Genomic DNA, 12,678 nt, shown 5'->3' with positions numbered 1-12,678 from the left:
AATCACCTTAGACGGAATTTCCCGATGTTGCCGGTGGCGTAGGAAAATTTGTGATGTGTATCCGCCGAAGCGAATCGCCCGTTGGGTGGATGGCATATAAGTGACGTATTAATGGCGTATGAATGAGAGACATCAGGGGTTCAGCGGTGGCAGCGATATCTGCTGAATATGGGCCGCATCGGGCCTCAGTGTTTCAATGGCCTGGGTCAGTTGTTGCCAGGCCCCGGCGCAGGAGGCGCCAGCCGGTGTGTTGCCGTACTGCATAGCACCCAGGGTCAGCAGTGCCGGCTGCAGAGATTGTGCGGCCGCAGGGGCGCGGCGCCGGTACTCCGCCGCCGCCTGTAGCACCGCAGAGTAATCCCGCGCATTGCAAGCGGTGTACAGGCGCTGCCAGGCGGCGAGCCCACTGGCTTCCGCGCGCCGCGCGCGCTCGGTTTGATACTGGTGGATTTTCGGCATCCCCCAGCGCCAGGCCAACCACAGCAGCAGTGTCGCCGCCGCGAGTATGAGAAGTTTCTCCCACAGGCTGGTGCCTGTGAATGCACCGGGGCCTTTTGCATGTACTTTTATTGCCTCAACGCTACTGGTTTTTATCTGACCGTCGTCCAGGTCGTACCAGCGCAGGGTAACCGGGGGCAGGGTGCCGCGCGCGCCGCTCTCCGCGACGTAGGTAACACGTTCGCTGCGGATTCCAGTGACCTCATCGGTCCGGGAGTCGGTTTTGTCGTCGGCCTTGTGGGCGTCGGGGTAAGCGGCGAGTCCTTCCGGGGCGCGGCTATCCAGCAGCTGCGGAATAAACATTACCGTGGAGCCTTCGATCGTGGCGGTCACGCTGCGGGTAAAGGCGTCGCCGGGATAAAGCGCGTCGGGTTCACCATCGATTTCCTGATCGAGTTTCAGCTCCCGGGCGGCGATAAACGGCACCAGGCCCTCTGCACCTTTTGGAGTGGTGGCGGTGATGGGGGGCGGTGCCAGTTTGAGTTCGGCCTCCAGGTCACCACCTCCGCCCGGGTCGCTGTAGGTCACCTTGATCTGCCCGGCGGGGAGTTGGTAGCTGCCCGGTGCCAGAGGGATGATCTGATATTCGCGGGCGACACCGGACCAGGTTTTTCCGTCGATAACGCGACTGACCGCAAGCGAAGAGCGCCCCGGCAAGCTGACTGAAAGGTTGGGCTGGTCGAAATCGGGAAAGCTGGCCGGCTGGGTCAGCCAGGTGGGCACCAGTATGGTGACAAAGAGAGATATGGACTGGCCGGGAACAGCCTTTTCTTCCGACAGTTTGTACTCGATCTTCGGCGTATCCTGGGCCTGGGCAAAATTGCTCACCAAGACAATCAAAAACAGGAGCCACCACTTCATGGACGATTCTCTCCTGAGTCTTGAGCATCTGGGTTTTGATTACTCTGGTTTTGGTCATTGGCACCGCCGCTAGCGGCCTCGGCGGCAAACCGCTGTTTCAGGTATTCACTGGTGCCGGTGTCGAGGGTGGACATCCACTGATCGGGGCTGACCGGGTTGTCCTTTTTCGCTACCTCTTGTTCCTGAGGAACCTGTTCCTGTTCGAAGTCGGATTCTTCCCCCTCTTCGTCGGACTGCTCCAGCTTTTCTTCCTCCTCGCCGCGAGATTTCTCCATATACGCGAGTATTTTTTTCGTAATCTCCAGATTTTCCCGCGCCCCGGGAAATTCCGGGTCAAACTGCAATACCTGCTGAAATGCGGCGATGGCGCCCTCGTATTGCCCGGTCTTGGTCATTGCCATTCCTCGGGTAAAGATGGCTTCCGGGGTATCGACCTCGGCAAGTACATTGGCGGCGTCTTCAAACTGACCGGCCTGGTACAGCGCGTAACCTTTCCGATAAGGGTCCTGAAAACTGGCTGCAGCGCGGCGATAATTCTCCCGGTAGCTCAACCACTGCCCCTGCTGGTCTGGCGTCAGTAGTAAGCCAAGGAGCCCACCGGCGGTGGTCGGTTCACTTTCCTCTCTGCTCTGAGAAATCGCCGTATCGGGGATAAAGGGCAACAGCATGAGCAGCACAATGGCGCCGGTACTTTTTACGGCGGCCCCGTTGGGTTTGATCCTGCCTCTCAGGGCCCAGCCGCGGCGGAACCACAGCAGCGCCAGCAATGCGGCGGGCCAGGCCAGCCACCAGCCGCGATCTTCCCACTGCAGGTTTTTGTCGGAGACCAGTGCCTGGCGGAAGGCGCTGTCGAAATAGCGGTTGAGCGCGCGCAGGTCGCTCTTGTCCGGAGTTACTTTCTCCACTTTCGCATTGCGCACTTTGGAAACGGCACCGCCGTTTTCATTGCCCGGTGCGATCAACAGAAAACCGAGCCCATTTTGACCCGCGCGCTGGGACATGGCACTGGCGTCGCCATCGCTCAAATTGTCCAGCAGAAACAGGATGCCGCCGGGCGTCTCATCCTTGGCGAGAATCTGTTCCGCCAGTTTTAGTGCCGCTGTGGCATTTTCGCCCGGCACTGGCATCACTTCGGGGTTGAGCCCTTCCAGATACGGGCGCAGCAGGTCCTGGTCTTCGGTCAGGGGCACCACGCGGTGGGCGCTGCCGGCGTAGGCGACAAGCGCGGTGGGCGCGCCGTCGCGGGTTTCCAGCAGGTCGAGCACTTTCTGTTTGGCGCGGGCCAGACGTTCCGGCGGCACGTCTTTTTCCAGCATGCTGTCGCTGACTTTCAGTACCACCACCAGCGGGGTGGTTTTGGCCATCAGCGGGTCTGGCAGGCGCGTCCAACTGGGGCCTGCAGTGCCGAGGGTCAGTAGCGTAAGCAGTAATATGATCAGGTCTAAAGGCCTGAAACGCTGCTGGGCGCGATCGCCCACAGCGAGGGCCCGTGCAAGGTGTGGCGCAATTTTTCCGTCCGTCTCTAATTCGCTGTGCTGGTCCCGGCGGCCGAACCACCACAAAAGCAGAATCGGTAGCAACAGCAGTAGCCAGCCCGGGCGCAGGAAGTGGAACGCAGAAAAGGCGTCGAGCAGGCCACTCATGAGGTCGCCCTGCGTGTGGTTATTTTCGTGCCCAGTTTTGCAGACAAGCCGTTGCCAAGCAGGCGGGCGGCCAAGGCCAGCAGGCCCAGTAACAGCGCAAGGCCCAAGGGCCAGTGGGCCAGGGAGTGGTGGGGGCGATAGGTTTCGCTGTCGACCATTTTCGGTGCCAGCTTGTCGATCTGCTCATAGACTGCAGCGAGGGCTTTTTCGTCGTTGGCAAAATAGAACTCACCACCGGTGCGTTTGGCGATGGCCTTGAGGGTGTCCACGTCCACGCGGTTTTCTTTTTCTTCACTGTCGGGGTCGCCCACACCGATGGTGAGAATTTTCACGTTGCGCTGGGCGGCAATGGCGGCGGCATTCACCGGGCTCATGGTACTGGCGGTGTCACTGCCGTCACTCAGCAGAATCAACAAGCGCTGTTCCACTTCGCTGCTCTCAAACTGGCGAATGGCGAGGCCAATAGCATCACCCAAAGCGGTATGCGGTCCGGCCATGCCCACGTCGGTCTGCTGCAGCAATTCCAGTAACGTATCCAGGTCGGTGGTCAGTGGCGCCTGCACAAAGGCCTTGGTGCCGAATACGATCAAGGCCACCCGCTCGCCTTCGCGGCCTTCGAGAAATGGCTTGAGAACCCGTTTAACGCCTTCAAGGCGCTCCATTTTTTCACCGTTACCGGCGATAAAGTCCACCTGTTCCATGGAGCCGGAAATATCCACCGCGACAATCAGATCCCGCGCTGGATTTTGCAATGTGACCGCATCGCCCTCGTATTCCGGGCGCGCCATGGCGGTGACGATCAGCGCCCAGATTGCGCAGCCAAGCAGCCACTGCCACCAGTTGCGGTCGAGGACCACGGCACCGGAACCGGGTTTGATGCCGATAGCTTCCACAAGTTGCTGAAAAAAGGGCACCCGCAAAGCGTGTACACGCTCGCGGTGGGCCGGTGCGAACTTCCACACCAGGAATGGCAGCGGCAGCAGTAAAAAAGCCCAGGGTGCAGCAAAGTCAATCACGCGGCGGCCTCCGCGTCTTTTTCTGGAACTTTTTTTTCGGAAACGTTTTTGGGTAAACGCAGCCAGCCAGCGCTTGGCTTTTCGGTTTTGTGCTGGCGAATCCAGTCTCTCGCCGCCTCATACAGGGCGCGGGTATCTGCTGTGGCGGATTTCCGGTAAGGACTTTCAAGCAGGGCGCGGCCGACTTCGCCTTCGAAGGCATTGCCGGGGTAGTGCTGGTTGAGAAACTGGAGCCAGTCGTCTCCGGTAAGTGCGGCCACTTTTTTGCGCGGATAGGCAACGAGTGCGGTGCGGCGAAGAATTTCTGCGATCTTCGCTCCATCGTCTTCGGCCTGTTGCAGTTCGGCGAGGGCGGCGCGGCGATAGGCGTTGGCGCGGTAAATCTGTATTTGCCGCCAGATAAACAACAGCAGCAACAGTAAAATCAGTACGCCGAGGCCTTTTGCTACCGGGGTTGCCGGCCACATGGAAACGGTCGGCGGCTCCGGTGGCGGTACCAGCTGGGCGATCATATCCGGCAGGGTTTCTTCGCCTGCGCTGGGATTGGTATTCGCTGGGTTTTCCGTTTGCGGATTTGGCTCTCGATTTAGCTCGCTATTTTCTTTAGGTTCGGCTTCCTGCATTGGCGTTATTCCTCCCCCGTTTGTGGCGGAGACTGTTTTGCCGATTGCGGAACCAGCCCCAGCAAGCGCTGCAGTTGCGGCAGTGTGTCTTCACCGGTAGAGAGTTGGGCGACCGGGAGGCCGTAGCGCAATCGCCAGTTGTTGATGATTTGGCGGCGCTGGCGGTTGAACTGGTCCATGGCCTCCATTGTGTAGGCACTGCGGGTATCCAGGGTGGCCTGCAGGTCGCCATCGGAAATGGCGCTGACCAGGGATTTGGGTACCGCTTCTCCGGTGGGATCGACCACCGGCACCAGAATCACATCGTTGTGCCGCGCTATGCCACTCAGCAAGCGCTCGGTGGCCGGGCCCACCACATCGAAGTCACTAATCAGCAGCACCAGATGATCTCGACGGGCGATATTCGCCACGGCCTGGAGTACCGTGTCCAGGGAAGTGGGATCCGCGGGGGGCGCGTCCGCATGCAGTTGTTGGTTGGCGAGCGCGATTTCGCTGAGAAAGCGGGTAAGGGCGCGGCGGTTGCGCTTGGGGCGCTGGGTGTAGAGACCGTCGTCGCGTACCACGATACCGCCCACGCGGTCGTCCTGATCCAGTACGGCGAAAGCGGCGAGTGCGGCGGCCTCGGCGGCGGTGGTGGATTTCATCGCGTGGCGGGTGCCAAAGAACATGGACATGCGCTGGTCCACCACAATCAGTGCCGGACGATCGCGCTCTTCGGTATACACCCGCACATGGGGCTCGCCGGTACGCGCGGTTACCTTCCAGTCGATCGCGCGCACATCGTCGGAGGGCCAGTATTCACGCAGCTCTTCAAAATTCAGTCCGCGCCCGCGCAACCGGGAAGCGTGCCGTCCGGCGAGCACGCTGCGGGCCGGTTGGCGTGGCAGCAGGTTGAGTGATTGTGCCGGGCCTTCCAGCGCCTGTAAGTGGGCCAGGTCCACGTGGATACGGGGATCTGTTGCCGTCTCCGGGGCGGTGACGGTGGCAATGTCGGCTCGAGTCCGATTGCGACTGCGAATCTGAAAATTGAACATGGTGGCCTGATCTTCCGGGGTCAGGGTAGGGCGACGACTTTCAGCAGCTCGTCGATCACCCGATCGGCGCTGATACCTTCCCCCTGAGCCTCAAAACTCAATCCCAAGCGGTGGCGCAGGCAATCGTGAATCACCGCGTGTAAATCCTGCGGGTCCACATAATCGCGCCCCTCCAGCCAGGCATTGGTACGCCCGGCTTTGTCCAGGGCAATGGAGCCCCGCGGGCTGGCACCGATCTCGATCCAGCGCGCCAGCTCTTCAGAGAGCTTGGCCGGGTGGCGGCTGGCTTCAATCAGGTCCGCCATATAGCGCGCCATGGCATCGGAGACATGAATGGCGGCAATTTCCCGGCGGGCATCGAATACCGCCTGCTGGGGAATCACGTCCGCGGGTTGATGGGATTCTTCCGGGGCTGCCTCCGAGCTGGCTACATTGGCTGCCGCAATCTCTTCGCTGCGCACCAGTTCGATCACCTCCACCTCGTCTTCCACGGGCGGGTAGGTGATCAATACATGCATCAGGAAGCGGTCCATCTGCGCTTCTGGCAGTGGATAGGTACCTTCCTGTTCGATAGGGTTCTGGGTGGCCATCACCATAAACAGTGGCGCCATCTTGTGGGTCTTGCCGGCCACGGTGACCTGGCGCTCTTCCATGGCTTCCAGCAGTGCCGACTGTACCTTGGCGGGGGCGCGGTTGATCTCGTCCGCGAGAACGATATTGGCGAAGATCGGCCCGGGGTGAAAACGGAACTCGGACTTCTGTTCGTCTCGGTAGAGCATATCGGTGCCGGTGACATCCGCCGGCAGCAGATCGGGGGTGAACTGGATACGGCTGAAATCCGCCTCCAGGTTTTTCGCCAGCGCCTTGATGGCGCGGGTTTTGGCAAGCCCGGGCAGGCCCTCCACCAGCAGGTTGCCGTTGGCCAGCAAACCGATAATCAGGCGCCGGATCACATCCCGCTGGCCCACAATGGCGCGGCCCATACCTTCTTCCAATGCTGCGATCTGTTCCCTTGCCGGCATGGCGCTTCCTTCTTCAGCCACTGAATTGTGTCTTCCATTAACGCTAGCAGATCGAGAGCTGAGGAAGTGGGCGCAAGAAGCTATACTCGGTGCCAATTAAAAACATAATCAGGAGCTTCGATGCGCACGCCAATGATCCTTCTGCTCATCACACTGTTGTGCAGTGCCTGTGACAAAAATGCAGATAAGGCGGGGGCTGAGAGCGAGGGGACCTCCGATACCGCGTCTTCCGTAGAAGTTGAATCCGAAGCTTTTACACAATCCAAGTCAGCGGCTCATGCCAAGTCTGGAGAATCCCCGGATTCAGATGGCAATGCCGACTATGTTGGGGCAGCACAGTGCGCCAGCTGCCACCAGGCGGAATACCAGGACTGGCAGAAATCCCATCACGACCTGGCGATGAAAACTCCAGACGCAGAAACTGTGGTGGGTGATTTCAATAACACGACATTCGACTACTTCGGTACCGAATCCAGCTTCTATCAGCGCGATGGTCAGTATTTTGTACGCACCGACAATGCCAAAGGTGAGCTACAGGAATTCCCCATCGCCTATACCTTCGGTGTTTACCCGCTACAGCAATACCTGATTGAATTTCCCGGTGGCCGCCTGCAGGCGTTGAGTGTTTCCTGGGACTCGCGTCCGAAGGAAGAGGGCGGCCAGCGCTGGTTCCACCTCTATCCTGACGAAGAAATCAAACACAGTGATCCCCTGCACTGGACCGGTATCAACCAGAACTGGAACTTCCAGTGTGCCGACTGCCACTCCACCAATCTGCAAAAAAATTACGATTCCACGTCCCAGACATTTGCCACTCAATGGTCGGAAATCAACGTGGGGTGCGAATCCTGCCACGGCCCGGGGAAGCAGCACTTGGTATGGGCCGAACTGCCGGAAGACAAGCGGGCAGCAGATGCGACCCAGGGCTTCGAGATCTTATTTGATGGCCGCCGCCAGGCCCGCTGGGCAATGGATGCGGAGAGCGGCATTGCCCATATCCAGAATGACGTGCACACCCAGAAAGAAATTCCCGTGTGCGCCCAGTGTCACTCCCGTCGCGGCACCCAGCATCCCGGGGTGCAACCGGATGACGATTTCCTGGATTATTTTCACCCCGCGTTATTGAGCGACGGCCTGTACCACGCCGATGGCCAGATCAACGATGAGGTCTATGTATGGGGTTCCTTCCAGCAAAGCAAGATGCACGCCGCCGGCGTGACCTGTAGCAACTGCCACAATCCCCACAGTCTGGAACTGCGCGCAAAAGGTAACGACGTCTGCGCCCAGTGCCACCTGCCGACAAAATTCGATACCGCGGAGCATCATTTCCATCCCGCTGGCAGCGATGGTGCCCAGTGTGTGAACTGCCATATGACCGACAAGGTGTATATGCAGGTGGATGCGCGCCGCGACCACAGCTTCCGTGTGCCGCGCCCGGACCTGTCGGAAAAAATCGGTTCCCCTAATGCCTGTACCGGGTGCCATACGGACCAGTCCAATACCTGGGCGGCCGAAGTTCTGCACAAAAAATTCGGCGAGCCGGATCCCCATTACGGCGAAGCGCTATACGCAGGGCGTATCGGCACCGCGGATGCGGAGGGCCAGTTGTTGAAACTGGTGATGGATGACAAGCAGCCAGATATTGTGCGGGCCACCGCCATTTCCATGTTGCCGCGCTATCTCTCGCAAACCAGTGCCCAGGTGTTACAGGTGATCGCCCAGGGGGACGATGCACTGCAACACCTCGGTCTGGCCCAGTCTCTCGACCAGGTGCTGCAGCAGGTACGCCCGGCGCTCGCGATTCCACTATTGTATGAAGACGAGCGGGTAACCGCGGCTCTCGCCGCCAGCGCCATGGCGGGGGCGCCCCTCGGCCAGTATCCGGAGGAGGTGCGCAAGCGTTATGAAAAGGCGCTGGCAGACTACGTGACTACTGCGGAATTCAACAGCGATCGCCCGGAATCTCTGGTCAATCTCGCCTCTCTGCGTGGACGCGAGGGAAACATTGCAGAAGCCGAGCGGTTGCTGCAGCAGGCGGTTGAACTTGCCCCGTATTTCACCCCGGGAGTGATCAATCTTGCGGACCTCTACAGGGCAAGTGGGCGCGAGTCGGAGGGGGAGGCGTTGTTGCGCAAGGCTCTGGATAATGCATTCGATAAGGCGCCGATCCAGCATACCCTTGGGCTCAGTCTGGTTCGGCAGAAGAAAATGGCGGAGGCATCTGGCATGTTAATGGCCTCCGCACACAGTGATTCGGCGACACCGCGCTATGTCTATGTGTACGGGATCGCACTCAACTCACAGGGAAAACCCGATCGGGCGATCGATGAGCTGGAGCGGGGGCTGGCGCGTTTCCCTGGTGACCCCCAGATTTTATCGGCGCTGGTATCGATTTACCGGGAGCAGGGGAATGAGGCCATGGCAGCGAAATATGAGCAGCAGCTGCAATAGTTTATTGGACTGAATAGAAAGCGCGCGGCCAGGTAGGCCGCGCGCTTCGTTTGCTGAAAAGTGAAGGCAAGAAGATCTAGCGGTTTTCGTTCACTTGCATCGCCGCTTCAATCGCCTTGTTGATATTCAGCGAGGCGGACTTCTGCCGCGGTGGGAATTCCTTGAAGGTTTCCAGGTGCTCGTTCAGGATCTGGATCGCCGGTTGGAATACCCAGCTCTTGCGCATAATCTGGTGGAATCCGGTCACGCCATCGTAGTGTTCCAACGGGTCCTTGCGCAGGTTGAATAGCTTGGGCATGGTGTGGGTGACCATATCCTCGTAGTAGCGCCCGCCAGGTTTGGTGGCGAAGTGCATTTTCCAGGGGCCCACGCGCAGCGCGGTCAACTGGGATTCGTAGTAGTAGAAAATCTTGTTACGCGCAGATTTCTCGGTTTTACCCATCCAGTAATCGAGGTTGTTTTCACCGTCGATATACACCTTGTCGGATTTCTTGAGTTTTTCCCGCAGGTTTGGCTCGCCCAGTGCCGCGGCGATGGTTGGGAACACGTCTTCATGAGCGGAGATCCCGTTGCGTTTCAGGCCGGCGGGAATCTTTCCGGGCCAGCGCACGAGGAAAGGTGCGCGTACGCCGCCCTCCCAGGTTGTCATTTTTTCGCCGCGAAACTTTGTGGTCCCCGCATCGGGCCAGCTGCTTTGCTCTGGGCCGTTATCGGTGGTGTAGATGACAATGGTGTTGTCGGCAACACCCAGCTCATCGAGCTTGTCCAGCAGCTTACCCACATGGCCATCATGCTCGATCATTCCACTGCCAAACAGGTCATCCTCTGAACTTAGCTGGGTAGCCAGGTTGCGGCTCTCGTCTTTCAGGTGAATGTACACGTGCATCCGGCTGGTGGCGTGCCAGATAAAAAAGGGCTTGCCCGCCTTTTTCGCCCGTTCCATAAAGTTCAGGCTCCGCTCCAGAATTTCCTCATCAAAAGTTTCCATGCGCTCGCGGGTCAGGGGGCCGGTGTCGGATATTTTTCCGTCGGCATAGGATTCGATGACCCCGCGCGGGCCGAACTTTTTCTTGAATTCCGGATCCTTCGGGTAATCTGCCTGCTCCGGCTCTTCCGACACGTTGAGGTGGTAGAGGTTGCCGTAGAACTCATCAAAACCGTGCTTGGTGGGCAAATGCTCATCCAGGTCGCCCAGATGATTTTTTCCGTATTGCGCCGTCATATAACCCTGATCTTTGAGAAATTCCGCCAGGGTTGGGTCCGCCTCTTTAATACCCAGCGGGTTGCCCGGCTGCCCCACCGTAGTAAGACCTGTGCGCACCGGCAGCTGGCCCATCAAAAACGCCGCACGGCCCGCGGTGCAACTGGGCTGTGCATAGTGGTCGGTAAAGAGCACGCCCTCGTTAGCAATGCGGTCAATATTCGGCGTCGGGTAGGTCATACCATGGGAATAGGCGCTCAGAGACACCTGCGCTACATCATCCACCATGATGGCGAGGATGTTCGGTTTTTCTGCGGCCTGCGTGGTTATGGATACGGCGATTCCTGCCAGCAAGGCCGCGGTGGCGGAAAATAATGGTCTAGCTTTCACGTGAACTCCTGGTACCACAAAAACATGTCCCAGCAATCATAGTTGAGTGGGCATAGTTGAACGGACACGGTTGACCGGACACAGTTGATCGGGGTTCGCACCATGGCTAATCCGGAGGCTTGGGATTAAAGGCGCGACTTTGTGATTGGTGTCATCGGCGCTTTCTGGTGCCTGGCCTTCCAGTCCCGTGGGGATTGCCCGGTCCAGCGTTTGAAATTTCGACTGAAAATGGCGACATCGGCATAGCCGAGATTGAGCGCCAGGTCGGTGATACTGAGCTGCCCGTACTGCAGGTTGCGCTTGGCAATTTCCAGTCGGGCTTTCTGCAGCAGCTCGCGAAAGGTCGTTTTTTCTGCCTGCAGCGCCTTTTGTAAAACTCGCGGGTGGAGATTGAGGGCCGCGGCGACACGCTCAATGTTGCACTCACCACTGGGCAGCAGGTTACCGATGATATGGCGGACCTGGGCCTGCAGGTTCCCGGGGTAGATGGTTTCCAGTAACTGGATCCGCTGCTGGAAGTGCGCCCGCAGCAGCGCCTCATCAAACTGTGGTTTTCGCGGCAGCCAGCTGAGTGGAAAGCTGATGCCCGCGAACTCGCTGTGGTACAGGATGTGTCCCGCGTATCGCTGGGGTGTCGTCCGTATTTCGGAAGGTGCCGCTTGTGGCAGGTGCAGCTTCACACTTGCGGTACTCCCCCCCATTTGTGAGAGCAGGTTGAATGCCTGGCCGGCGCTCAGTTGCATGAGCTGGGCGAGCCCGGAGGTGTTGGAAAAATCGAACGACAGGTGTAGTTCCAGTGAGTCTGCGCGGGTGACCTGCTGTACGTGAACGCCATAGGCGTGCAGGCTGATATGTTGCCTGGAGTACGCAAGGGCATCGGTAATTGTGGGTTGCTGGCGGATGGATAAACCGATCTCGCCCAGCGCCAAAGGCCCCTGGGTCGCACTCAGGTTAAGGCTGAACAGCGTGTCGCGGCAGGCGAGGGCAGTCGCGTCCAGCAGGTCGGCGAGCCGGTTATAGGACACATAGGTATTGGGGTCACGCAGCTGGGCGCTGCTGAAACCGAATTGCTGCAGTAGCGCAGCCGGGTTCTGCCCGTACTGGCTCACCAGATGCTCGTAGCCTTCGATGGCTCCGCTGCGGATCAGGAACATGTTTGATTCTTCGCTCTCTATATAGACGCGCGACAGTTCGCAAATAGTCAAGTTGTGTTCGCAAAAAGTCAAGTTGGTGGCGGGCTGTCTTTCTAGACTGGCGTAACCCCTAAATTATGTGCGCTGGCGCTGTGAGCAGGGGAAAACACAATAAAAACTATCGACGCAACTATTGGAGAACGGCGATGAGTGACGCGAAAACCCCGGTGATGGACCTGCTGGCCGCAATGCAAAGTGGTGGCGTGGTATCCCGCGACGACGCCAAAGAGGCGATCCTGATTCAAGAAAATGACCTGCCCTGGGTCAGCCTGCCCGACGGCTCATTGCTGCAGGTGCTACATGTCGATCTCAACCAGAATCTCTGGATCATCCGCAACAAGTTCAAACCCGGTTTCGGTGTGGAGACCCACTACCACACGGGCCCGGTATTTGCGGTGACCACGGCGGGAGAATGGTTCTACAAGGAGTATCCGGACAAGATCAACAAGGCTGGTTCCTACCTGTTTGAGCCAGCGCACTCCGTACACACGCTCTCCGTCGCGGACGATGCGACGGAAGATGCGGAAGTCTGGTTCGCAATCTTCGGCAGCAACGTCAATATCGACGATGACGGCAATGTGACCAGTGTACTGGACGCCAAAGCCGTGATGACCATTTACCGCGCGTTGTGTGAAGCAGAGGGTAAAACCTGCGAGAACATGATTGTGTTGGGCGAATAGCGGACACAGGTTCGCGTAATTCTCACTGGCGCGTCCAACGTCGCCGTTGCCAGCAGTATCCGTGCA

The 12,678-nt window shown here is 58.8% G+C and carries 10 protein-coding genes; 2 read left to right on the top strand and 8 right to left on the bottom strand.

The window, feature by feature from the left end:
* Positions 1-132: 132 nt before the first annotated feature.
* Genes Q1A74_RS17490 through Q1A74_RS17465 form a run of 6 tightly spaced genes read right to left on the bottom strand, consistent with a single transcriptional unit; the run spans position 133 to position 6,697 of the window.
* Positions 133-1,359 carry a hypothetical protein gene (locus Q1A74_RS17490; RefSeq protein WP_299599380.1) on the bottom strand — a complete coding sequence of 409 codons (1,227 nt, stop codon included), beginning with the start codon at positions 1,357-1,359 and terminating at the stop codon, positions 133-135.
* A complete protein-coding gene (locus Q1A74_RS17485; RefSeq protein WP_299599378.1) occupies positions 1,356-3,002 on the bottom strand; it encodes a VWA domain-containing protein in 1,647 nt (548 codons plus the stop codon). Before Q1A74_RS17485 ends, Q1A74_RS17490 begins: the two co-directional genes overlap by 4 nt.
* Entirely contained in the window at positions 2,999-4,018 is a 1,020-nt protein-coding gene (locus Q1A74_RS17480; RefSeq protein ID WP_299599376.1) for a VWA domain-containing protein, read from the bottom strand. The genes Q1A74_RS17485 and Q1A74_RS17480 overlap by 4 nt, the downstream gene beginning before the upstream one ends.
* Complete coding sequence (locus Q1A74_RS17475; RefSeq protein WP_299599375.1) at positions 4,015-4,641, bottom strand: DUF4381 domain-containing protein; 627 nt, start codon at positions 4,639-4,641, stop codon at positions 4,015-4,017. The genes Q1A74_RS17480 and Q1A74_RS17475 overlap by 4 nt, the downstream gene beginning before the upstream one ends.
* A gap of 5 nt (positions 4,642-4,646) precedes the next feature.
* Entirely contained in the window at positions 4,647-5,675 is a 1,029-nt protein-coding gene (locus Q1A74_RS17470; RefSeq protein ID WP_299599373.1) for a DUF58 domain-containing protein, read from the bottom strand.
* Positions 5,676-5,695: 20 nt separating this feature from the next.
* On the bottom strand, positions 5,696-6,697 hold the full coding sequence (locus tag Q1A74_RS17465; RefSeq protein ID WP_299599457.1) for an AAA family ATPase: 1,002 nt from the start codon (positions 6,695-6,697) through the stop codon (positions 5,696-5,698).
* A gap of 120 nt (positions 6,698-6,817) precedes the next feature.
* Here Q1A74_RS17465 and Q1A74_RS17460 point away from each other — a divergent pair, with 120 nt between their 5' ends.
* Entirely contained in the window at positions 6,818-9,148 is a 2,331-nt protein-coding gene (locus Q1A74_RS17460; RefSeq protein WP_299599371.1) for a lipopolysaccharide assembly protein LapB, read from the top strand.
* A 76-nt stretch (positions 9,149-9,224) separates the two neighbouring features.
* Here the strand turns inward: Q1A74_RS17460 and Q1A74_RS17455 are convergent, their stop codons facing one another.
* Both Q1A74_RS17455 and Q1A74_RS17450 read right to left on the bottom strand, forming a co-directional pair.
* Complete coding sequence (locus tag Q1A74_RS17455) at positions 9,225-10,739, bottom strand: arylsulfatase (protein WP_299599369.1); 1,515 nt, start codon at positions 10,737-10,739, stop codon at positions 9,225-9,227.
* A gap of 125 nt (positions 10,740-10,864) precedes the next feature.
* The gene (locus Q1A74_RS17450) at positions 10,865-11,893 is read right to left on the bottom strand and encodes an AraC family transcriptional regulator (protein ID WP_299599367.1); all 1,029 of its coding nucleotides are present in this window, start codon (positions 11,891-11,893) and stop codon (positions 10,865-10,867) included.
* A 185-nt stretch (positions 11,894-12,078) separates the two neighbouring features.
* On the opposite strand from Q1A74_RS17450, the gene Q1A74_RS17445 reads away from it, so the two are divergent.
* The gene (locus Q1A74_RS17445; protein WP_299599365.1) at positions 12,079-12,612 is read left to right on the top strand and encodes a 2,4'-dihydroxyacetophenone dioxygenase family protein; all 534 of its coding nucleotides are present in this window, start codon (positions 12,079-12,081) and stop codon (positions 12,610-12,612) included.
* Positions 12,613-12,678: the final 66 nt, after the last annotated feature.

This window comes from uncultured Microbulbifer sp. (genome assembly GCF_947504145.1).
Lineage (GTDB): Bacteria > Pseudomonadota > Gammaproteobacteria > Pseudomonadales > Cellvibrionaceae > Microbulbifer.
This window is presented reverse-complemented; position numbering and strand designations above follow the sequence as displayed.

Coding starts and splice junctions, on each gene's coding strand:
- Q1A74_RS17490 (WP_299599380.1), bottom strand. CDS start 1,359: ATGAAGTGGTGGCTCCTGTTTTTGATTGTCTTGGTGAGCAATTTTGCC.
- Q1A74_RS17485 (WP_299599378.1), bottom strand. CDS start 3,002: ATGAGTGGCCTGCTCGACGCCTTTTCTGCGTTCCACTTCCTGCGCCCG.
- Q1A74_RS17475 (WP_299599375.1), bottom strand. CDS start 4,641: ATGCAGGAAGCCGAACCTAAAGAAAATAGCGAGCTAAATCGAGAGCCA.
- Q1A74_RS17470 (WP_299599373.1), bottom strand. CDS start 5,675: ATGTTCAATTTTCAGATTCGCAGTCGCAATCGGACTCGAGCCGACATT.
- Q1A74_RS17465 (WP_299599457.1), bottom strand. CDS start 6,697: ATGCCGGCAAGGGAACAGATCGCAGCATTGGAAGAAGGTATGGGCCGC.
- Q1A74_RS17460 (WP_299599371.1), top strand. CDS start 6,818: ATGCGCACGCCAATGATCCTTCTGCTCATCACACTGTTGTGCAGTGCC.
- Q1A74_RS17450 (WP_299599367.1), bottom strand. CDS start 11,893: ATGTTCCTGATCCGCAGCGGAGCCATCGAAGGCTACGAGCATCTGGTG.
- Q1A74_RS17445 (WP_299599365.1), top strand. CDS start 12,079: ATGAGTGACGCGAAAACCCCGGTGATGGACCTGCTGGCCGCAATGCAA.